The 21,483-nt window shown below is 72.7% G+C and carries 19 protein-coding genes; 9 read left to right on the top strand and 10 right to left on the bottom strand.

All coding sequences use genetic code 11. The annotated features are described in order from the left end of the window. The 4 genes from BGM09_RS17805 to BGM09_RS17790 form a co-directional block, all read right to left on the bottom strand. Positions 1–926 (bottom strand): ABC transporter permease (locus BGM09_RS17805; protein ID WP_188282594.1); only part of this gene is annotated, 926 nt, incomplete at its 3' end. Continuing rightward, on the bottom strand, positions 923–1,690 hold the full coding sequence (locus BGM09_RS17800; protein ID WP_188282593.1) for an ABC transporter ATP-binding protein: 768 nt from the start codon (positions 1,688–1,690) through the stop codon (positions 923–925). The genes BGM09_RS17805 and BGM09_RS17800, both read right to left, overlap by 4 nt. Continuing rightward, positions 1,687–2,439 (bottom strand): ABC transporter ATP-binding protein, encoded by a 753-nt coding sequence (locus BGM09_RS17795; protein WP_188282592.1) that lies wholly within the window; start codon positions 2,437–2,439, stop codon positions 1,687–1,689. The genes BGM09_RS17800 and BGM09_RS17795 overlap by 4 nt, the downstream gene beginning before the upstream one ends. A gap of 2 nt (positions 2,440–2,441) precedes the next feature. Then, the gene (locus BGM09_RS17790) at positions 2,442–3,077 is read right to left on the bottom strand and encodes a hypothetical protein (RefSeq protein WP_188282591.1); all 636 of its coding nucleotides are present in this window, start codon (positions 3,075–3,077) and stop codon (positions 2,442–2,444) included. 350 nt (positions 3,078–3,427) lie between these two features. Between BGM09_RS17790 and BGM09_RS17785 the strand changes: the two genes are divergently transcribed. From BGM09_RS17785 to BGM09_RS17760, 6 genes are all read left to right on the top strand, one after another. Further along, positions 3,428–4,729, top strand: coding sequence for a sensor histidine kinase (locus BGM09_RS17785; protein WP_188282590.1), 1,302 nt, complete (start codon positions 3,428–3,430; stop codon positions 4,727–4,729). A gap of 111 nt (positions 4,730–4,840) precedes the next feature. Then, on the top strand, positions 4,841–5,818 hold the full coding sequence (locus BGM09_RS17780; RefSeq protein ID WP_188282589.1) for a metal ABC transporter solute-binding protein, Zn/Mn family: 978 nt from the start codon (positions 4,841–4,843) through the stop codon (positions 5,816–5,818). Then, on the top strand, positions 5,815–6,684 hold the full coding sequence (locus BGM09_RS17775) for a metal ABC transporter ATP-binding protein (RefSeq protein WP_317452752.1): 870 nt from the start codon (positions 5,815–5,817) through the stop codon (positions 6,682–6,684). Before BGM09_RS17780 ends, BGM09_RS17775 begins: the two co-directional genes overlap by 4 nt. Continuing rightward, a complete protein-coding gene (locus BGM09_RS17770) occupies positions 6,684–7,592 on the top strand; it encodes a metal ABC transporter permease (protein WP_188282588.1) in 909 nt (302 codons plus the stop codon). The genes BGM09_RS17775 and BGM09_RS17770 overlap by 1 nt, the downstream gene beginning before the upstream one ends. Further along, on the top strand, positions 7,589–8,485 hold the full coding sequence (locus tag BGM09_RS17765; protein ID WP_188282587.1) for a metal ABC transporter permease: 897 nt from the start codon (positions 7,589–7,591) through the stop codon (positions 8,483–8,485). The genes BGM09_RS17770 and BGM09_RS17765 overlap by 4 nt, the downstream gene beginning before the upstream one ends. A gap of 51 nt (positions 8,486–8,536) precedes the next feature. Continuing rightward, positions 8,537–9,103 (top strand): Uma2 family endonuclease, encoded by a 567-nt coding sequence (locus tag BGM09_RS17760; RefSeq protein ID WP_188282586.1) that lies wholly within the window; start codon positions 8,537–8,539, stop codon positions 9,101–9,103. Positions 9,104–9,121: 18 nt separating this feature from the next. Here BGM09_RS17760 and BGM09_RS17755 read toward each other — a convergent pair whose 3' ends face one another. Beyond that, a complete protein-coding gene (locus tag BGM09_RS17755) occupies positions 9,122–11,308 on the bottom strand; it encodes an MMPL family transporter (RefSeq protein ID WP_188282585.1) in 2,187 nt (728 codons plus the stop codon). 326 nt (positions 11,309–11,634) lie between these two features. Here BGM09_RS17755 and BGM09_RS17750 point away from each other — a divergent pair, with 326 nt between their 5' ends. After that, on the top strand, positions 11,635–12,210 hold the full coding sequence (locus BGM09_RS17750; protein ID WP_188282584.1) for a TetR/AcrR family transcriptional regulator: 576 nt from the start codon (positions 11,635–11,637) through the stop codon (positions 12,208–12,210). A gap of 13 nt (positions 12,211–12,223) precedes the next feature. On the opposite strand, the gene BGM09_RS17745 is transcribed toward BGM09_RS17750, so the two are convergent. Next, positions 12,224–12,961: a spermidine synthase gene (locus BGM09_RS17745; RefSeq protein ID WP_188282583.1), complete on the bottom strand. Its 738-nt coding sequence runs from the start codon at positions 12,959–12,961 to the stop codon at positions 12,224–12,226. A gap of 257 nt (positions 12,962–13,218) precedes the next feature. Next, positions 13,219–13,857: an NADPH-dependent F420 reductase gene (locus tag BGM09_RS17740; protein ID WP_188282582.1), complete on the bottom strand. Its 639-nt coding sequence runs from the start codon at positions 13,855–13,857 to the stop codon at positions 13,219–13,221. A 184-nt stretch (positions 13,858–14,041) separates the two neighbouring features. Here BGM09_RS17740 and BGM09_RS17735 point away from each other — a divergent pair, with 184 nt between their 5' ends. Then, positions 14,042–14,473 carry a winged helix-turn-helix transcriptional regulator gene (locus BGM09_RS17735; protein WP_223187165.1) on the top strand — a complete coding sequence of 144 codons (432 nt, stop codon included), beginning with the start codon at positions 14,042–14,044 and terminating at the stop codon, positions 14,471–14,473. Positions 14,474–14,479: 6 nt separating this feature from the next. Here the strand turns inward: BGM09_RS17735 and BGM09_RS17730 are convergent, their stop codons facing one another. The 3 genes from BGM09_RS17730 to BGM09_RS17720 all read right to left on the bottom strand — a co-directional run bounded on the left by BGM09_RS17730 (position 14,480) and on the right by BGM09_RS17720 (position 19,423). After that, complete coding sequence (locus BGM09_RS17730) at positions 14,480–15,454, bottom strand: aldo/keto reductase (protein WP_188282581.1); 975 nt, start codon at positions 15,452–15,454, stop codon at positions 14,480–14,482. A gap of 40 nt (positions 15,455–15,494) precedes the next feature. Continuing rightward, entirely contained in the window at positions 15,495–16,361 is an 867-nt protein-coding gene (locus BGM09_RS17725; protein ID WP_188282580.1) for an aldo/keto reductase, read from the bottom strand. A gap of 128 nt (positions 16,362–16,489) precedes the next feature. Next, entirely contained in the window at positions 16,490–19,423 is a 2,934-nt protein-coding gene (locus tag BGM09_RS17720) for a glycoside hydrolase family 3 C-terminal domain-containing protein (RefSeq protein ID WP_317452751.1), read from the bottom strand. A gap of 380 nt (positions 19,424–19,803) precedes the next feature. On the opposite strand from BGM09_RS17720, the gene BGM09_RS17715 reads away from it, so the two are divergent. After that, positions 19,804–21,483 (top strand): ABC transporter substrate-binding protein, encoded by a 1,680-nt coding sequence (locus BGM09_RS17715; protein WP_188282578.1) that lies wholly within the window; start codon positions 19,804–19,806, stop codon positions 21,481–21,483.

The raw sequence follows: 21,483 nt of genomic DNA, 5'->3' as shown, positions 1-21,483 counted from the left end.
CTGCGGCCCGCCGCGGCGCCCGCCACCGCCGCCGTCAGCAGCGCGGCGAGCAGCGCGCCCGGCACGCCGAGGAAGAGGAACAGGATCTGCGCGTAGAGCGCGTCCTGCCGTGCCGCGTCCAGGGCGGCGCCCAGATTGTCGCCGACGACCGCGCCGCCGGACGTACGCGCCTCCAGATTGTGCGCGGCGGCGACGACCCGGCTGTACGCGGCTGCCGGGTCCGCGGGGAGCCGCGCGTCGCGCGCCACATGGATCTGCCGCGTGACGGCGGCGGGGTCGACGGCCGCCGCGGGCGCGGTGAGCGTGTCGAAGCGGGCCTCGGGCAGCAGCACCACGTTGTCGGGCGGCGCGACCGGCTGCGACTGCGCGGGCGCGCCGACCTTCTGGAACAGCGAATCGGCCTGCGGCAGGTCGACGACTCCGGCGACCCGTACGGTTTGCGGCTGCGCGCCCGGAAGGCCGATGGTGAGCGGGTCACCCGGTGACACGTGCAGATTCGCCGCGGTCTGCTGCGCGATCAGCACGCCGGAGGCCGTACCGTTCAACTGCCGTATCGCGCCGGGGAACGCCTCCCGGTATCCGTCGGGCAGGCCGAGTACGACGCCGGGTCCTGTGGTCTGCGTGCTGCCGCCCGCCGTGGCGCGGAAGCCGGTGCTGCGCGCGAAGCCCACGGGCAGCGCGGCCCGTACCGCGCCCTGCGCCCGTACGTCCCTCAACACCGCTGCCGGGTCGGCGCCTTGTCGCACCTCCACCTGCCAGTCCACCGCCACCGACCGGACCGCCCGGTCGGTCATCGTGGACTTCGACGCCGTCAGAAACGACCCGAGCGCCGCCACCAGCCCCACCGCCAGGGCGATCCCCAGCGCCGTGGCCGCCAGCCGCCCCGTCCGGCGCCGCACCAGCGCGCCCGCCCAGATGAGGATCATCGCTCGTCTCCAAGAGGTGTCGGCTCCGCCTGGGGGGAGCTGGGAGCCCCGGAACGGGGATCGGGGGCGGGCGTTCCGGGGCCGGAACGGGGATCGGGGGCCGGCGCGGGGAGCAACCGGCCTTCGTGCATGGCCCATTGGCTGTTCAGGCGGCGGGCGACCGCCGGGTCGTGGGTGGTGATGACCACGGCGGCGCCGATGCCGTCGGCCGCCGCGAGCAGGACGTCCACGACGTGCTGACCGCTGGCGCGGTCGAGCTGGCCGGTGGGCTCGTCAGCCAGGATGAGCCGGGGGCGCAGCGCCAACACGCGTGCGACGGCGACGCGTTGGGCCTGTCCGCCGGACAGCTCCTCCGGCAGCTTCGCCGCCAGCCCGGCCGCGCCGACCAGCAGCAGCGCCTCCATGGCGCGGTGCCGCGCCTGCTCTTGCGGCAACCCGGCCAGCACCAGCGGCAGTTCGGCGTTCTCGGCCACGTCGAGCGCCGGGATGAGGCTCGGTCCCTGGAAGACGACGCCGATCCGGCGGGCGGTGTCCGCCGCGTCGCCGAGCCCCGGCCAGCTCACCCGGCCGCTGGTGGGCCGTTCGAGACCCGCCAGCAGATGCAGCAGCGTCGACTTGCCCGAGCCCGAAGGGCCGGTGACCGCGATCCGGTCTCCGCTCAGGACCTGGCAGTCGGCCCCGTGCACGGCGACGACGGCCGCCGGTCCGCGCCCGTACGTCCGGGCGGCGTCCTCGCAGCGGGCGAGGAGTTCGCGGGCGGTCATGGGATGAGCCTTCCGTCGTGGAGGGTCAGAACGCGGTCGGCGACGCGGAGGGCTTCGGGGCTGTGGGTGACGAGGAGGACGCCGCGTCCCGCGGCGGCGCGGGTGCGCAGCAGGGCGAGAACGCGCTGTTCCGTGGCGCCGTCGAGTTCGCCGGTGGGTTCGTCGGCGAGAAGGATGTCGGGGTCGTTGGCGAGGGCGACGGCGAGTCCGGCGCGGGCGAGTTCGCCGCCGGCCAGCTCCTGCGGCAGGGCGCGGGCGCGGTGGCCGAGGCCGACGTGGTCCAGGAGGTCGTCGATGTCGGCGGCGGAGGCCGGGGCCAGGGCGGAGGCGGAGGCGCCTCGGGCGGCGATACGGGCGAGCCGGATGTTGGCGCGGACGTCGAGGTGGGAGACGAGGTTGCCGGACTGGAGGAGCACGCCGATCCGGCGGGCGCGGACGCGGGCGCGTTCGGCCTCGGAGCGGTGGCTGACGCGCTCGCCGCCGACGCGTACGACACCGCCGTCGGGTTCGTCGAGACCGGCGAGGCACGCCAGGAGGGTGGACTTGCCGGAGCCGGAGGGGCCGACGACGGCGACGGTCTCGCCGAAGTCCACGTCGAGCGAGACCCCGCGCAGCGCCAGCGTCTCCTCATCACCCGCGCGGAAGAAGCGGTAGAGGTCCCGTGCTTCGAGCGCGCGGCCGGGCTCGGGGGCGGGTCCGGGGGCGGGTCCGGAGTCCGACCCGGAGTCGGACCCGGGGGCGGTTGTCACCGTCACTGCCAGGTGAAGGAGTCGGTGACGATCCGCCACGGATCGACGTTGTCGGCGCCGACCGGCCCCGACAGCGTCAGATCGACCTCCTGCCCGCCGCGGAAGAACGCGTACCGCTCGAAGGCGTCGTGCACGGCCTTGCCGGTGACGGGGTCGGGCGCGGTGTCGCCCCGGTACGTCAGCAGCACCACGGAACCCGCCCGCCGCGGGACCGTACTCGCCTTCTCCCCCGCGAAGCCCGGCACTTGACCCTTCAGAGCCGGTACGACCCGGGCCGTCACCGACCGCGGGGTGGGGGCGGTACCCGCCGTGCCGGGGGCGACGGTGATCCGGTTGAGCTTGTCGGTGAAGGTGACCGAGGACGCCGCGTCCGTACGCGCCCAGCCCTCGGGGACCTTGACCGAGAAGCCCTGCCCCGCCGGGGCGTAGACGACGTACGCCTGGTTGTCGGGGATGTCGCCCGCCGGGTTGTTCTCCGGCGCGCCGGTGCCGGCCGACGTACCAGCCGTACCGGCCGTACCGCCGCCGCTCGCCTTCGAACTCGCCTTGGCGCCGCCGTTGCCGCCGCAGCCGGTCAGCGCGGTGACGGTCAGGGCGGCGGCGGCCACCGCCGTGGACAGGAGAAGAGTGCGTCGCATGGTCGTGGTGCCCTTCACGGATGTCGTGGCCTTCGCGAATCTCGTGGCCTTCACGAATGAGGCGGGCCGAACCGTTGGCGGCCGACCCTGTCCGCGACGCTAGGCAGCGGCGGGTTAGAGGACGGCCCGAGGCGGGTTAGAGGACGGCAAAAGCGGTCGCCGCCCCCCGCGGACGGCACCGCGCCGCGCACCGGCCACCCGGATTCCGCCCCCTCGCGGGCCATGATGAACGGCATGACGGAGCGACGCGGGGCGCCGACGCGGCACGGCACACACCCGGGGACCACGGCCCCGGCCCCGTGGGACGCGGGCCCGCACCGCGCGAGGAGCCATCCCGTGAGGGCGCTTCGATGAGGCAGCGTGTGGCCCGCGTGGCCGTCATGGCCGTGCTCGTCGCGCTCGTTCTGCTCGCCGTGCCGCTGGCCGTCGCGATCAGGGCGTCCTTCTTCGCCGACGAGCGCGGCGAGTTGGAGCGGGACGCGCTGGCGGCGGCGGTACGGGTCGGGCCGGGGTTCGCGGCGGGCGACCCGGTGGAACTGCCGCCGGGGCAGTCCGACGGGCGGCTCGGCGTCTACGACATGACGTCGCGGCTGCGGACCGGCAGCGGACCGGCCGTCGCCGACGCGGCGACCCGCCACGCGGCCTCCTCGGGCACCGTCACGGAGCGGACCGGTCACGACATCGTCGTCGCCGTGCCCGTGTCGAGCGGCGAGCGGGTCATCGGGGTGGTGCGCACCTCGACCGGCGTACAGACCGTCCGCAACAGGGTGCTGCTCGCGTGGGCGGTCCTGCTGGGGGCGGCGCTCTTCTCGCTGGGCGTGGCCGTACTCGTCGCCCGGCGGCAGGCGCGCGCGCTGACCGCGCCGCTGGAGTCCCTGTCGCGGACCTCGCGGGCGGTGGCCGAGGGCGATCTGACGGCGCGCGCGGCGCCCTGCGGGATCGCGGAGATCGACCAAGTGGCCGACACCCAGAACGCGATGGTCCGGCGGCTGGCCCAACGCCTCCAGCACGAGCGGCACTTCACCGCCAACGCCTCCCATCAGCTCCGCACACCGCTGACCGGCCTCCAACTCGGCCTGGAGTCGGCCCTGTCGGCGCCGGACGCCGGCCTGCGGCGCGCGCTCGCCGAGGCGCTGGAGCAGACCCGGCACCTGGACGACACCATCGACGAGGTGCTGCGGCTGGCGAAGGCGGAACCGGCCGCCGCGGCCCGCGAGTCGGCCGGGCCCGCCGCCGAACTCCTCGACGCCGCGGAACGCCGCTGGCACGGCGCCCTCGCCCGCGACGGCCGCCGCCTGGACATCGGCCACGACCCGGGCACCGCCGGTCTGCCGCTCCCGCGCCGTACCACCGCCCAGATCCTCGACGTCCTCCTCGACAACGCCCGCAAGCACGGCCGCGGCACCGTCGCCGTCCGGCTGCGCGACCTCGGCGGCACCCTCGCCCTCGACGTCACCGACGAGGGCACCGTGGCCCTCCCGCCCAGAGCCCTCTTCGACCGGGGCTGCACCACGGGGACCGGCCAGGGCATCGGCCTCGCCCTCGCCGCGGAACTCGCGGAGGCGGCGGGCGGACGGCTCGGCCTCGCCGCCGCGTCCCCGGCCCGCTTCACCCTCCTGCTGCCGTCCGAGGACGCGCCCCGGCCCGCCTGACGTCCTGGACCGTGAGCCGCGCGAGCCCGCGCGGTCAAGAGATGGTAATGATTGTCATATCTAGACTCGGGAGGATGGTTTTGAAAGTCATTTCCATCTAGCGTGACCGCCATGAACGTCACCCTGCCCCGCCGGTCGCCCCGGCTCGCCCTCGGAGCCGTCACGGCGCTGGCCGCCGCGCTGAGCCTCACCGCCTGCTCCACCTCCTCGCCATCGGACGACGGCAAGAACGCTCCGGCCTCGGCCGGTTCGTCGGGGAAGGGGGGCGGGGGGACGATCCAGGTGGTGGCCGCGGAGAACTTCTGGGGCAGCGTCGCGTCCCAACTCGGCGGCGGGCACGTCAAGGTGACCAGCATCATCAACAACCCCGACGCCGACCCGCACGACTACGAGCCGACCGCCGCGGACGCCCGTACCGTCGCCGGGGCGCGCTACGCGATCGTGAACGGGGTCGGATACGACGCGTGGGCCGGCAAGTTGCTCGCGGCGAATCCGGCGGCCGGGCGTACGGACCTCACGGTGGGCGACCTGGTCGGGGTCAAACCCGGCGGCAATCCGCACCGTTGGTACTCGCCGGACGACGTGCACCAGGTGATCGAGCGGATCACGGCGGACTACAAGAAGCTCAACCCGGCGGACGCGGCCGACTTCGACGCGCTGAAGAACACCTTCGAGACGACGACGCTCGCGCCGTACGAGCAGCTCATATCCGGTATCAAGGCGACGTACGCGGGGACGCCGATCGGGGCCTCGGAGTCCATCGTCAGCCCGCTCGCCGACGGGCTCGGGCTCAAGACGCTCACGCCGTACTCCTTCCTCAGCGCGATCAGCGAGGGCACCGACCCGACAGCGCGCGACAAGGCGCTGATCGACCGGCAGATCAAGGGCAGGCAGATCAAGGTCTACGTCTACAACAGCCAGAACGCGACGCCGGACGTACAGCAGCAGGTCAAGGCCGCCCAGGCGGCGGGAATTCCCGTGGCGACCGTGACCGAGACGCTGACACCGGCCGGGGCGTCCTTCCAGGACTGGCAGGTACGGCAGTTGCGGGGGCTCCAGCAGGCGCTGGCCAAGGCCACCGGGAAGTGACGGCCGTGCGCCCGCCCTCGCAGCCGCGGGCCCAGGTGATCGCGCTGCGCGGCGCCGCCGTGCGGGTCGGCGGGCGCACGCTGTGGTCGGGCGTCGAACTGGACGTCGGCGCCGGGGAGTTCGTGGCCGTGCTCGGGCCGAACGGGGTCGGCAAGTCCACCCTGCTCCAGGTGCTGCTCGGGGTGCTGCCGATCGCGGGCGGAGAAGTGCGGGTGCTGGGCGCGGAGCCGGGGAAGTCCGGGCACCGGGTCGGCTATCTGCCGCAGCGGCGCAGCTTCGACGCCTCGCTGCGGATGCGCGGCGCCGACATCGTCCGGCTCGGCTGGGACGGCGACCGCTGGGGCATCCCGCTGCCGTGGGGCGCCGACCGCGCGGCGGCACGTCAACGGGTGGCGGAGGTCGTTGAGTTGGTCGGCGCCACCGCGTACGCGCACCGGCCGGTCGGGCAGTGCTCCGGCGGTGAGCAGCAACGGCTGCTGATCGCCCAGGCGTTGGTACGACGGCCCGAACTGCTGCTGCTGGACGAGCCGTTGGACAGCCTCGACCTGCCCAACCAGGCGGCGGTCGCCGCGCTCATCGGCCGGATCTGCCGGGAGGAGGGCGTCACGGTGGTGATGGTCGCGCACGACGTCAACCCGATCCTGTCCCGGCTCGACCGGGTGGTCTACCTCGCCGAGGGCGGCGCCGTCGCGGGGCGGCCCGCCGACGTCATCACCACCGCGACGCTGAGCCGGCTGTACGGCACGCCGATCGAGGTGCTGCGCACGTCGGACGGACGGCTGGTCGTGGTCGGCCGGCCGGAGGCGCCGGCGCAGCACGGCGACCGGCACGCGGATGTCTCGCGCACGCCCAACGGCGCCCGCTGATGCGGACGTTGGGGGACGCGTACGCGGGCTGGTCGTGGAATCCGCTGACCGACGTGCGGCAGATGTGGGCGTACCCCTTCATGGTGAACGCCTTCCGCGCGGGCACGGTCGTGGCCGTCGCGGCGGCCGTGACCGGCTGGTTCATGGTGCTGCGGCGGCAGAGCTTCGCCGGGCACACGCTCGCGGTGGTCGGCTTCCCCGGCGCGGCCGGGGCGACGCTGGTCGGGGTGAGCGCGGCCTACGGCTACTTCGCCTTCTGCGTCGCCGCCGCGCTCGTCATCGCGACGGTTCCGCGCGCCGGGCGGGACGCGGACGGCGCGGAGACCGCGCTCACCGGCACCGTCCAGGCGTTCCTGCTGGCCTGCGGGTTCCTGTTCACCGCGCTCTACAAGGGGCTGCTGGGCGGGGTGACGTCGCTGCTGTTCGGCAGCTTCCTCGGCATCACCACCGGGCAGGTGTGGCTGCTGCTCGCGGTCGCGGGCGCGGCGCTGGCCGTACTCGCCGCCGTCGGACGGCCGTTGCTGTTCGCGTCGGTCGACCCCGAGGTGGCGGCTGGGCGGGGCGTACCGGTACGGCTGCTGGGCACGGCCTTCCTCGTGACGCTGGGCGTCGCGGCGGCCGAGACCAGTCAGATCACCGGCACGCTGCTGGTGTTCGCGCTGCTCGTGATGCCCGCCGCCACCGCGCAGGCGCTCACCGCGCGGCCCGGCCTGAGCCTGCTGCTGTCCGTGGCCTTCGCCGTCGCGGTGACCTGGCTCGGGCTCACGGTCGCGTACTACTCGCCGTACCCGATCGGCTTCTACGTCACGACGTTCGCCTTCTGCGGGTACGCGCTGGCCCGCCTCGCCGCCGCCCGCCGCCCCCTCCGTACCGCACGAACCCGGCTCCCGGCGGGTGACCCTGCGTGAACTCCGCCGCTCTCGTCTGGACCGCCCCGTTCGGCCACCCCTTCTTCCAGCACGCCCTGCTCGCGGGCACCGCCATCGCCGCCGCCGCGGGTCTGACCGGGTACTTCATGGTGCTGCGCGCGCAGGTCTTCACCGGGGACGCGCTCAGCCACGTCGCCTTCACCGGCGCCCTGGGCGCGCTCGCGCTCGGCTACGACCTGCGGATCGGCCTGTACGCGGCGACGATCGGCGTCGCGTTGCTGCTCGGGGTGCTCGGCGGCCGAGGCCGGGACCAGGGCCAGGGCCAGGGCCTGGCCGACGACGTGGCCATCGGCAGCGTCTTCTCGTGGGTCCTCGGGCTCGGCGTCTTCTTCCTGACCCTCTACACGACCTCGCGCAGCGCCGGGAACGGCGGCGCCGGGGTCAACGTCCTGTTCGGCTCGCTCTTCGGCCTGTCCGCCGGGCAGGCGCTCACCGCGGCCCTGGTCGGGGCCGGGATCTGCGCCGCCGTGCTGGCCGTGGCCCGGCCGCTGCTGTTCGCCACCGTCGACCAGGCGGTGGCCGCGGCCCGCGGCGTACCCGTACGGCTGCTGGGCTTCGTCTTCCTCGCGCTGGCCGGAGCGTGCGCGGCCGAGGCCACCCAGGCCGTCGGGTCCCTGCTGATCCTCGGCCTCCTCGCCGCTCCCGCGGGCGCCGCCCAACGCCTCACCGCCCGCCCCTTCCCCGCCCTGGCCCTGTCCGCCGCCCTCGCCGTCACCGAGATGTGGACCGGCCTCGCCCTCAGCTACGCCCTCCCCCGCACGCCCCCCAGCTTCGCCGTCCTCGCGACGGCGACGGCCCTCTACGCGGCCACCTTCGTTCCCTTCCCCGGCCGTACGCCCATGAGGGCGGCGGGGGGCATATCGGGACAGTAGGCTGGGCCGAGCAGCGTCAGACCCGTCGAGCAGGTGCAGGGGAGGTACGCCATGAGCGCGGAGATGGTCGCGCCCGCATGGATGCACGCTCCGATCACTGCCGAGCAGTACGCCTCCTGGTCGGAGGAGCAGTGCGCCGGGATCGAGATCGTGGACGGGATGGTCGTCGTGAGCCCCAGCGCGTCCAAGCGGCACAACCGCCTGGCGAGGATTCTGGCGAACGCGCTGGACGTCGCCTCCGGGGCGGACTGGAACGCGGACACCGACTTCGACGTGCGGCTCCAGGACGTCCCGCTGAGCAACCGCCGCCCGGATGTCGTCGTGTACCGCGCGGACACCATCGACGTCACGCCGACCCGGCCCGAGCACATCCTGCTGGTCGTCGAGGTGGTCTCACCGGGCTCCGAGACCACCGACCGGATCGTGAAGGTCGACCAGTACGCGAAGGCCGGCATCCCCTTCTACTGGCGCGTCGAACAGACCCCCGCAGACGTCCCCTTGGTCTACACGTACGTCCTCGACCCGGCGACCACGGCCTACCGCGACGGCGACGTGTTCACCGGCACGGTCAAGGCCGTGGCCCCTTTCACCGTGGAGATCGACCTCGCCTCGATCTGAGCCCCGGAGCCGCCGGGGTCACTTCAGGCGGCCCGAATTCAGTTGGGTTTCGAGGCGTTCGCCCTCCAGGTCGGGGTCGGGGATGTACTTGGCGAACCAGCGGGGGTGGTACCAGATCTTGGAGCCGACGAGAGCCATCACGGCGGGGACGAGGGTGAGGCGGACGACGAAGGCGTCGAGGAAGACGCCGACGGCGAAGCTGAAGCCGATGGCCTTGATGGTGGGGTCGTCGGTGAACATGAAGGCGACGAAGATGAAGAACATGATGAGGGCGGCGGCGGTGACGACGCGGGCGGAGAAGCCGGTGCCGCGTTCGACGGCGCGGCGGGCGTCGCCGTTCTTGGTGTGGTCCTCCTTGATGCGGGAGACGACGAAGACCTCGTAGTCGCTGGAGAGGCCGAAGATGATGGCCAGCATGATGATCGGCAGGAAGCTGATCGTCTCGGTCGGCGTGATGCCGAAGATGTGCTGGCCCCAGCCCCACTGGAAGGTCGCGACCTGGGCGCCGAGGGCCGCGGCCATCGAGAGCAGGAAGCCGAGGATGGACTTGATCGGCACCAGGATGGTGCGGAAGGCGAAGGTCAGCAGGACGAAGGCCAGGCCGACCACGACGATCAGGAAGACCGGCAGGGCACTGGACAGTTTGGCCGAGACGTCGATGTTGGAGGCCGTGGTGCCGCCGACGAGGACGTCGGTGCCGGTCTGACCCTCCAACCGCGCGCGGTTGTCGCGCAGGGTGTGGACGAGGTCGGCGGTGGCGGCGTCGTTCGGCCCTGAACCGGGGATCACCCGGATCAGCGAGACGCCGTTCTTGGCGGCGAGCGGCGTCACCTTGACGACGCCCGGCACCTTGGTGAGCCGCGCCGCGATGGCCGCGGTGTCCGAGGGGCTGCTGACGTTCTGGGCGACGATCAGCAGCGGGCCGTTGAATCCGACGCCGAAGCCCTCGGTGGTGAGGTCGTACGCCTTGCGCTCGGTGGTGTCCTTGTTCTGCGAGGCGCTGCTGGGCAGGCCGAGCCGGATGTCGAAGGCGGGGATGGCGAGCACACCGAGCAGGACGACGCCGCCGATCGCGACGAGCACGCGGTGGCGTACGACGAAGCGGGCCCAGCGGGCGCCGCGCGCGCTGGCCGGGTCGGCGGCCGTACGCCGGGCGACCCGCTCCGCGTGGGCGCCGAGCCCCGGCAGCCGGGTGAACTTGGCGACCTTCGGCCCGGCGAAGCCGAGCATCGCGGGCAGCAGGGTGAGCGCGATGAGCAGCGCGACGGCGACCGAGGCCGCGGCGGCCAGACCCATGACGGTCAGGAACGGGATGCCGACGACGGTGAGCCCGCACAGCGCGATGATCACGGTGAGGGCGGCGAAGACGACGGAGCTGCCCGCCGTGCCCATGGCCAGCGGCACGGACTCCTCGGGCGTCATACCGGCGAGCAGATTCGCCCGGTGTCTCGACAGGATGAACAGGCCGTAGTCGATACCGCAGGAGAGCCCGAGCATCAGCGCGACGGTGGTGGACGCCGAGGCGATGGTGACCACGGACGCGACGGCGGTGATCGTCATCAGGGTCGTGACGACGCCGATGATCGCGCCCAGGATCGGCATGCCCGCGGCGGCGAACACCCCGAAGGTGATCATCAGGATGAAGAAGGCGACGATCAGGCCGATGAGTTCCGGCAGCTCCGAGATCACCACCCGCCAGCCCGGATAGACGCTGCCGTTGTACTCGACCTGGACGCCGTCCGCCCGTACCGGCTTCAGCGCGTCGTTGAACGTGTCGAGGTTGGCGTCCTTGACGTCGGCCGCCGCCGCCGACCACTGCACCTGGCCGAGCGCGATCTTGCCGTCCTGCGAGACGAGCTTGCCCTGGAACGGGTCGACGACGTTGGAGACCTGCGGGACGGTCTTCAGCTTGGTCATGGCCGACTCGATCACCGCCTTGGTGGCCGGGTCGGTGACCTTTCTGCTGCCCTGCGTCGTCGCGAAGACGATCGTGCTCTGGCCGCCGCTGAAGGCGGGCAGCTTGGCCGACAGGACGTTGGAGGCGTTCTGCGCCTCGGTGCCGGGGATCGTGAAGTTGTCGTTGGTCTTCCCGCCGCTGATCTGGGCGACGGCGATGGCGGCGACGGCCGCCACCAGCCACAACGCCAGGACCAGCCGTCTGCGCCGGAAAGCGAGCCGGGCGAGTCGGTACAAATAACTTGACATGGGTACATATCTCCACGGCCGGTTCGGGTAGCGCACGCCGAGCCCGACGTTAAGCATTCACTAGCCGCAGGTCAAGTAAATCGCTTGCCAACGTAAGGTGAGTCGCTGGACATCGGCAGGTGAGTCACTAGTCTTTGGCTGGTCGGACGGTGCGTCGGGCCATGAGTCGGACGATGAGCCCGCGGCGGCCTCGCGGCAGGCGGCACGGCCGACCGGGACGGGCCGGAACGGCCGACCGGGACGGGCCGGAACGACCGGCTTCCGGGCCCCCGACGGCTTGTATGCTGCGGTGCGGCCCTCGCGGTCCACGAAGGAGGAGCAGACCCATGCCGACGCCTGCCAAGGGCATGTCCACCCGTGCGGCGCAGGCCGAGCAGACCAGGCAGCAGATCCTGGACACCGCCCAGCGGCTCTTCCTCGAACTCGGCTACAACGCCACCTCGCTCCAGATGATCGCCGACGAGCTGGGCCTGACCAAGGCCGCCGTCTACTACCACTTCCGCGCGAAGGGCGACATCCTGCACGCGGCGATGCGGCCCGGCTTCCGCCGCATGGAGACGCTGCTGGACGACGCCGACGCCATACGCGGACGCCGGGCGCGTATCGAGCACGTGGTCAACGGTTTCGCCGACTTCCTCGTCAGCAACCGCCACTACACCGTCATGGCCTCCACCGACCCGGACGCGCGGCTCAGCAAGAGCCACGAGGAGATGGCCGCGATGCGCCAGCGCGGGCTCACCCTCTTCTACGGTGAGCGCCCGACGGCGGCCGAGCGCGTCGCGTACAGCACCGCGCTGCTCATGCCCGAGGCGCTGCCGCAACTGGTCGACCTGTCGGACGAGGCGCTGGGCGAAGCGCTCAGGTCGACGATGCTGAGGATTCTGCGCGCCCCGAGGTCGTAGGGCGGCCCGGACGTCAGGACGCCGTGCGCGCCACGTAGATCGTGTTGGTCGCCTCGCCGTCCTGGAGCGGGTTGGGGAAGGTGACGACGTGGGCCTCGGCGGCGGCGAAGGTCTCGCGGAGGGTGGCGGTGAAGGGGGCGTCCGGCGGGTCGTTGGACCAGAGGGCGAAGACGCCGCCGGGATGGAGATGGGCGGCAAGACGGCGCAGGCCGTCCGGGCGGTAGAGGGCGGCGTGCCGGGGGTGGAGGACGTGGGCGGGCGAGTGGTCGACGTCCAGGAGCACGGCGTGGAAACGGCGGCCGGGCGTCTCGGGGTCGAGCCCTTCGGGGTCGGCGGCCAGGGCGAAGAAGTCGCCGTGCACGAAGCGGCAGCGCGGGTCTGCCGTCAACTCCGCGCCCAGCGGCACCAGATGCTCCCGGTGCCAGCCGATCACCTCGGCGAGCGCGTCGATGACGACCAGCGACCGTACGCGCGCGTCCTCCAGCGCCGCGCGGGCGGTGTAGCCGAGGCCGAGGCCGCCGACGGCGACATCCGCGTACGAGTCGGCATCCCCTTCCCTGTAGGGGAGTTCGGCCAGGCCGAGCCGGGACAGCGCGATCTCACCGGCGGTGAACAGGCTCGACATCAGGAACTCGTCGCCGAGTTTGACCTCGTGCACGTCCTCGCCGGTCGCCACGTCCCGCCGTCGCCGCAGGCTGATCTCGCCCATCGGCGTCGGACGCCAGTCGATCTCCTCGAAGCGACGGCTCACGTGCTTTTCCTCCGGCCCGACGGCAGCGTTGTACGGGCCAAGGTAGCGGCCCGCGCGGCCTCCGCTTCACCAGCCGTCAACCTGCCGTCAGGCAGGCGTCGGGCAGGCGTCGGGCAGGCGTCACCTCACCCGTCGATCAGCCGTTCCGCCGTTCCGCCGTGAATCCGAACGGCCGCCGGACGGCGCTTTCACCAACTGGTAGAGAAACCAAGGCACTTGGGACACGGCCCCAGCGGCCTCAGCGGTCCCAGCGGGCTCTACGCGACCGGGGACGGGACGACCGGGACGGCCGCGTTGGGGTCGTGGCCCGCGAAGGCCAGGGTGATGACGAAGCCCGCGACCTCCTCGGCCTGGCGGGCGCGGTCAAGGCCGCCGAGAACGGCCGGAGTCGCGGACACGTCCCGGACGAGGCGCGCGACCACCTCCAGCGCGGCCGGGTCGTCGCCGCAGATCGGGACCGTGGCGGCCGGCCCGGCGGGGTCGGTCCACCGGGTGGAGGGGAAGAGGTGGAACGCCTTGACCACGTGGGCGCCGGGGGCGCGGGCGGCGACGCGCCCTGCCATGGACTCGGCGGGTCCGGTCAGCAGGACTCCGGCGCCGTGCGCCACCGCGTTCGTGGGGTCGATCAGCGGCGTCCCGGCCAGCAGTCCCTCGGCCGCGCCCGCCGCCTCCAGCATGTCCTCCGCGCCGTCCCAGGCGACGGCGAGCAGCACCGCGTCCCGCCCGCTGACGGCCGTACGCGGCGCGACGGCCCGCGTACCGCGGCCCAGCGCCTCGGCCAGCGCCGCCGCCTTGGCCGTCGAGCGCCCCGCGACCACCACCTCGTGCCCGGCGCGGAGCCAGCCCTCGCCCAGCGCCCGCGCCAGCGTTCCCGTACCGAGAATCCCGATCCGCATCCTTCGCTCCCTCTGCCGTGACCTGTGCCGTGGCCTGCGCCGTAGCCGTAGCCGTGGCCGTGGCCTGCGCCTTGAACCGCGCTGCGGCCAGCGCTGCGACCAGCGGCAATCGTCTGGCGGTTACGGTAGGGAAGCCGATACGCACCGGCCGGTGCGCGAGGGACGGACCATGATGGGTGGCGCGATGAGCCCTCACGAGAGCCCCGACGAGACGCGCGAGAGCCCCGGCGCGCACTGCTACGAACGGGTCGCCGACTGCCGGCTGCGCGCGGCCACCGACCTGTTCGCCCACACCTGGGACCCGGTGGTGCTCGCGGCGCTGCGCACGGGCCCGCGCCGCCGTCGCGCGCTGCGCGCCGCGATCGGCGGGATCAGCGACAAGGTCCTGACCGAGACGCTGCACCGGCTGCTCGGGAACGGCCTGGTGAGCCGCCGGGCGTACGCGCAGGCGCCGCCGCGCGTCGAGTACGGGCTGACGGCGCTGGGCGAGAGCCTGGTCGACGGCCCGATGCGGGAGCTCGGCCGCTGGGCCGTCGACCACGGCGACGAACTCCTCGACGCCCAGGAGGCGGCGGCGCGGCGCGCCGAGGAGCCCGGTACGCCGGGGACTGCCTGAACGCCGCTACGACGCGTAGAAGTTGCGCTGCCAGCGGTGCTTGGCAAGGATCGCGAGCTGCTCCTCGGTCAGCGAAGTCCGGTCGCTGACCGCGGTGTTGCGCTCGACGTTGCGCACCGACCGCATGCCGGGGATGACGGTGGAGACGGCCGGCGCGCTGAGGACGTAGCGCAGGGCGGTCTCGGCGACGGCGTCCGGGGCGATGCCGAGGTCGTCGACGATCGCCCGGACGCGCTGTTCGACCTGGGCCGGGCGGTCGCCGCGGAAGTAGCGGTTGCGGAAGTCGCCCTCGGGGAAGGTCGTACCGGCCGTGACCGCACCGGTCAGACCGCCCTCGTCGAGCGCGACGCGGACGATCACGCCGACGCCGTGCTCCTGGCAGGCGGGCAGCAGCGACTCGGCGGGCGTCTGCTCGAAGATGTTGTAGATGACCTGGACGGTGTCCACGACACCGCTGCGGACCAGCGCCAGCGAGTTGTCGGTCTCGTGGTCGTTGACCGAGACGCCGAACAGCCGGATCTTGCCCTGCTGCTTGAGGTCGGCGACGGTCTCCAGCCAGTCGCCCCGGCCGACCCACTCGTCCCGCCAGACGTGGAACTGGAGCACGTCGAAGTGGTCGAGGCCGCTGGCGCGCAGGCTGGTGTCCAGGCTGGCGCGGATGTGGTCGCCGGAGAACGCCTCCTGCGCGCTCACCCCGGCGGGCGCGGGCCATCTGCCGTTGCCCGGCGGGACCTTGGTGGCCACCAGGATCTCGTCACCTGCCGCCGCCCGCTCGCGGACGACCCGGCCGACGATGCGCTCGCTCTCGCCGTAGCCGCGGGCGGTGTCGACGAGGTTCACGCCGAGGTCGACGGCCCGGTGCAGGGCGCGTACCGACTCGTCCTCGGTCGCGCCCACCCACGCCCCCTCGCCGATGCCCCAGGCGCCGTAGCCGATCTCCGACACGGACAGGCCGCTGCGGCCCAGTTCGCGGTAACGCACAGACTTCCTCTTCTCGGGTGATGCTCGGGTAACTGTCAGGTCAGCGGACGGCGGCGCTGAGCCGGGCGATCTCGTCGGCGTCCAGGGTGAGTTCGGCGGCGGCGACCGAGTCGCGGATGGTCTCGGGGCGGCTGGAGCCGGGGATCGGGACGACGACCGGGGACAGCGCGAGCAGCCAGGCCAGGCAGACCTGCTGCGGGCTGACGCCGTGCGCGGCGGCGACCTTGGCGAACTCCCCGTAGGAGGAGCCGAGTTCACCGGCGCGGGCGATGCCGCCGAGCGGGCTCCACGGCAGGAAGGCGACGCCCAGCTCGTCGCAGAGCGCCAACTCCGGCTCGCTGGAACGGTGCGCGGGCGAGAACTGGTTCTGCACCGACACCAGGCGCCCGCCCAGGATCTCCTGCGACAGCCGGATACGGTCCTGGCTCGCGTTGGAGATGCCCGCCATCCGGATCTTGCCCGCGTCCAGCAGCTCGGCGAGCGCGCCGACCGACTCCTCGTACGGCACGGCGGGGTCGGGCCGGTGGAACTGGTAGAGCCCGATCGCCTCGACGCCGAGCCGCCGCAGCGACGCCTCGCAGGCCGCCTTGATGTGCTCCGGCCTGCCGTCCAGCGTCCACGAACCGTCGCCCGGCCGCAGGTGGCCGCCCTTGGTCGCGACCAGCACGCCGTCGCTGTCGCCGCCGTACGACGCCAGCGCCTTCGCGATCAGCGACTCGTTGTGCCCGACCTCGTCGGCGTGCCAGTGATACGCGTCCGCGGTGTCGATCAGGGTCACCCCGGCGTCGAGCGCCGCGTGGATCGTCGCGACCGAACGTGCCTCCTCCGGCCGTCCCTCGATCGACATGGGCATCCCGCCCAGCCCGATCGCGCTGACCTCGACGGCACCGATACGACGACTCTGCATGGTTTCGCGCCTCTCTCATTCCACCGACGACAACAACGAACCCCCAGCTTCACCCGCGAGGCGGGCAGTCGTCCAATAGAAGAAAGCGAACGAATTAAGAAGCGCAGCCGTTCAATGAGTGCCGTGGCTCATTCCGGGAATTCCGGGAATTCCGCGAAGGTGAACCCGGCCAGCAGGGCGTCTCCGGTCAGGGTCCAGGTCAGCGTGTGGGGGCCGGGGGGCGGGGGGGCGGACAGGGGGGCGGTCAGCTCCGTCCAGGTGTGGCGGTCCGCGGTCGGCGGCGGGGTGAAGGCGGCCAGCGGCGCGCCGTCGCAGCGCAGCTCGATCCGGGACGGTACGGCGCCGGACGCGCCGTCGGCCGTCGGACGGCTGACCTGGACCGCGACCGTACGCGCCCCGGTCAGGTCGACGTTCCGGAAGACGGCGGTGGCCGGTTCCGGCGGCGTGCTCGGGCCGACCGCGTCACCGGTGACGGGGTCCGCGTCCAGCAGCCGCAGCCCCGTACAGGCGTCGAAGTCGACGGCCGCGAGGCGGACGCCAACGGCCTTACGGGGAGCGGGAGTCGGGCCGGTGACCTCCAGCCGGGCGGTCGCGGCGACGTCCTGGACCCCGCGCGCCACGAGGACGTCGTACGCGCCCGGGTCCACGGTGAAGGCGCCGGTCGCGACATCCCAGTGCGCGAGCGCGTCGGCGGGCACCTCGACGCTCAGCTCCCGCCGCTCGCCCGGCGCGAGCCGCACCTTGCGGAAGGCGGCGAGCCGCAGCAGCGGCGCGTCGTAACGGGCCGCCACCGCACGGGTGTAGAGCTGCACGGTCTCGGTGCCCGCGCGCTCCCCGGTGTTGACGACGGTCACCGTCGCCGTCACCGGCTCGCCCGACGCGATCCGCGCCGCCGACAGCCGCAGGTCCTCGTAGCCGAACGTGGTGTACGACAGACCGTGCCCGAACCCGTAGAGCGCGGGCGCCCGGTGGTACTGGTACGTCCAGCCCGCCGTGATGATGTCGTAGTCCAGTGGCGGCGGCAGCGGGTCGCCGCCGCGGTACCAGGTCTGCGGCAGCCGCCCGGTCGGTTCGCTCGCGCCGAGCAGCACCGCGGCCAGCGCCCGGCCGCTCTCCTGCCCGCCGTGCGCGGTCCACAGCACCGCGGGCACCTGGGCCTGCGCCCAGTCGAGCGCGTACGGATAGCTGCTGGTCACGGCGAGTACGGTGCGCGGCTGCGCGGCGGCGACCGCACGCAGCAGCGCGTCCTGCGCGGGCGGCAGGGCGGTGTCGGGGCGGTCCTGCGTCTCCCGGCCGTTGATCAGCGGGTCGTTGCCGAGGACGACGACGGCGGTGTCGGCCGCCGCGGCGGCGGCAGCGGCCTCCGCGAGCCCGTCGCGCACGACCGTACGGCGCCAACTCTCCGCCTTCGCAGGGGTGTCGGCGCTCACCGTCACGCGCCCGGACGCCCCGTCCACCGCCGCGTACCGGCCGCTGTGTACATGCCGGAGCAGCTCCGTACCGTCCGCCTGCTCCTCAAGACGGAACGTCTCCTGTACGTCCCAGCCGCCTGGCAGCACCTGAGACGCCGTCAACTCGTTGTCACCGCAGGTCACATAGCGTCCGGTGCGGGCGCTGCGCAGCGTCAGCACACCGCCGCCCCAGTCGAAGACGTCGAAGCGGGCGTCGTCGCCGGTCTCCGCGTCCGGTGTCACCGCCATCGGTCCCGCCGGGTCGTCCGCCGGGACCGACAGCGCGCCGCCGGACGACACCGCGCGCAGGGCGATCCGGTCGACGCCCTCGACCACGGCGGTCACCTCGTCGCCGCGCGCGGCCAGCGCGGCCCTGAGCCCGTCGGCGGCCGTGATCCGGTACGGCATCGTGCCGCTGTACCAGTCCTCGAAGAGGGTGTCCGCGAGCGGCCCGATCACCGCGACCTTGTGCCGTACCCCCGCGACCGGCTCCAGCGGCAGCGTCCCGTCGTTCTTCAGCAGCACCACCGCCTCCGTCGCCGCGCGCAGGGCGAGTTCGCGGTGCGCGGGCGAGTCGACGGCGTCCCAGCCGATGCCCGCGTACGGGTCGCGCTCCGGGTCGAATTCGCCGAGCCGGAAGCGGATCGCGAGCTGCCGCCGTACCGCGCGCGTCACGTCGTCCTCGTCGATCAGCCCGCGCCGCAGCGCGTCCTGGAGGCGGCCGACGGTGACGGCGGAGTCCTCGCCGTGGTCGGTGAAGCTGTCGACCCCGGCGCGCAGCGCCGCCGCGTGCGACTCCGCGTGATCGGTGAAGTAGTGCTCGGGGTCGACCAGATTGCTGGGCGCCTCGGCGTCGCTGACCACGAACAGCTCGTGCCCGGTGGGCGCGGCCCAGCGCCGCAGCTCCGACTCGATCAGCGGACTGACGTGGCAGGGACGCCCGTTGACCAGGTTGTACGCGAGCATCGCGCCCGTCGCGGCGCCCGAGGCGACGGCCGGACGGAAGGCGGCGAGGTCGTACTCGTGCAGGACGCGCGGGCGCAGCCCCGAGGAGGTGACGCAGCGGTCGTCCTCGTTGTTGTAGGCGAGGAAGTGCTTGAGGATCGGCGCCGTGCGCAGGTGCTCGGGGTCGTCGCCCGCCATGCCCCGGCAGTAGGCGTCGCCGAGGCGCGCGGTGAGCAGCGGGTCCTCCGCGTAGCCCTCCTCGTTGCGCCCCCAGCGCGGGTCGCGGAGCAGATTCACCACCGGCGCCCACGCCTGGAGGCTGATCGGCCCGGCGCCGATGGGCGCGGCCCTGTGGTGGTGGAAGGCGCGCTGCTCGACGGAGACGGCCGTCGCGACCGCGTGCGTCAACTCCTCGTCCCAGGTGGCGCCCAGGCCCACGGCCTGCGGAAAGGTGGTGGCGATGCCGAGCCACGCGACGCCGTGCAGCGCCTCGGTGCCGGTGCGGAAGGCGGCGATGCCGAGCCGGGGCACGGCCGGGGCGTACTGGTGCAGCAGCGCCACGCGTTCGTCGAGGGTGAGCCTGCCGAGCAGGTCCTCGACCCGTTCGCGCAGCGGCAGTTCCGCGTCGCGGAAGGGCGGCCGGTCGTGCACGGGCGTCGTACTCACTGAGGCAAACCCCTTGGGCCGGTGACGTGGTGAAGCGCTTCGCCGAAGCTGACACGCCGCCGACGAGGGTGTCAACGGGTCACGCACAACCTCCGCCCCGCGCGCGGCTGTCGAATTCATCGAACGCCCTGAACAGGACCTCTACGACGCCCTCAGGACCGGAGGGGGCCGGAATCCGCCTGCCGGACAGTCGCGTCAGAACTCTTGTCGGAACCGAAACACGTGGTTACTGTCGCCGACACATCGAAGCGCTTCGACAACCCTCTTCGACGCCTCGCCTCCTCCACGGCACACACGGCACGCACGGCACACACCGCACACACGGCACGCACCCTCGGCGTCCCCCGGATCGGACCACCCCACACGGCGAAGGACCCACCATGACCAGCCAGTTGAACCGCAGAACCTTTGTGAGCGCGGCGGCGGCGACAGCCGGAGCCGCGGCCCTGTCCCCGCTGCTGACCGCCTGTGGAAGCGGGTCGAGCAGCAAGGGTGGCACCAGCAGCAAGAGCGGGCTGAAGGCGGCGCTGCCGCAGTTCACCGCGAGCCGTTCGGTCACGGCGGACATCCCGGCGGCGCCGGGCGCCGCGGGCACCGCCACCGACCCCGGCTTCCTGACCTACCCGGCGAGCCCGGTGAAGACGGTCGACGGCGTGCCGGGCAAGGGCGGCAGCTACACCGCCGTCACCCCGCTGTGGGGCACCATCCCCCAGCCGGGCAACTCCTTCTACCAGGCCATGGGCAAGGCCCTCGGCGTGACGCTCACGATGAAGCCCGCCGACGGCAACCACTACGACACCGCCATCCCGACCATGACGGCGGCCAAGAAGCTGCCGGACTGGATCCAGCTCCCCACCTGGTGGAACGCCAACTTCAACGTCGGCAAGCTGGCCGGCACCCAGATAGCCGACCTCACGCCGTACCTGGCGGGCGACGCGGTCAAGGACTACCCGAATCTGGCCGCGATCCCGACCGGCGCCTGGCAGGCCGGGGTGTGGGAGGACAAGCTCTACGGCATCCCGTCCTTCTCCAGCGGCTTCGTCGTCGCGGGCACCACCTACCACCGGGCCGACATCCTCCAGACCAAGGGCATCAACCCCGACGACGTCAACTCGGCGGCCGATCTCCTCGCGCTCGGCAAGGAGTTGACGAACGCCAAGGGCGGTGTGTGGGCCTTCGACGACCTGTGGACGTATCTCGCACCGTTCTGGGGCGTGCCCAACAAGTGGACGGTCAAGGACGGCAAGCTGGTCCACAAGTACGAGGGCCAGGAGCTGCTGGAGGCGCTGGACTGGCACTACAAGCTCGCCAAGTCCGGCTACATGCACCCGGACGCGCTCGCGGGCAACACCAACGACGGCAAGAACCGCTTCTACGCGGGCAAGGCCCTCATCTCCGGTGACGGCACCGGCGCCTGGAATCTCGCGGACGCGCAGGCGGGCACGGCGGCCAACGCCAGTTACCGGCGCGGCTCGTTCAAGGTCTTCGCCGCCGACGGCAGCTCCAAACCGGCGATCTTCCTCGGCAACTCCACCAGCCTGATGAGCTATCTGAACATCAAGCTGTCGAAGGACCGGATCAAGGAGCTGCTGGCGGTCGCCAACTACCTGGCCGCGCCGTTCGGTTCGGCCGAGTACACGATGGTCAACTACGGCGCCGAGGGCGTCCACTACACGATGGACAACGGCACGCCGACCTTCACCGACGAGGGCAAGAAAGACGTCCAGCAGCAGACGTATCCCTTCCTTGCCACCTGCTCCGCGGTGATCAGCAACCCGGGCGCCCCGCAGGTGACCAAGGACTACGCGGCCTGGCAGGCGGCAGCGGCGGCGACCGCGTACAAGCCGGTGTTCTGGAACATGAACATCATCGTGCCGCAGCGCTTCGCGACCGCCGACGCGGGCCAGGCCGTCGAGGACACCATCAAGGACTGCTACCACGGCAAGAAGAAGGTCTCCGACGTGCAGGCCGCGATCTCCTCGTGGAAGAGCAGCGGCGGCACGCAGTTGACGACGTGGATGCAGACGAACGTGCTCGACAAGTACGGCTCGGGGCAGTAG

It is taken from the genome of Streptomyces sp. CBMA29, assembly GCF_014596445.1.
Taxonomy (GTDB): Bacteria; Actinomycetota; Actinomycetes; order Streptomycetales; family Streptomycetaceae; genus Actinacidiphila.
The sequence above is the reverse complement of the archived record's forward strand: the minus strand, read 5'-3'. Positions and strand labels throughout refer to the sequence as shown.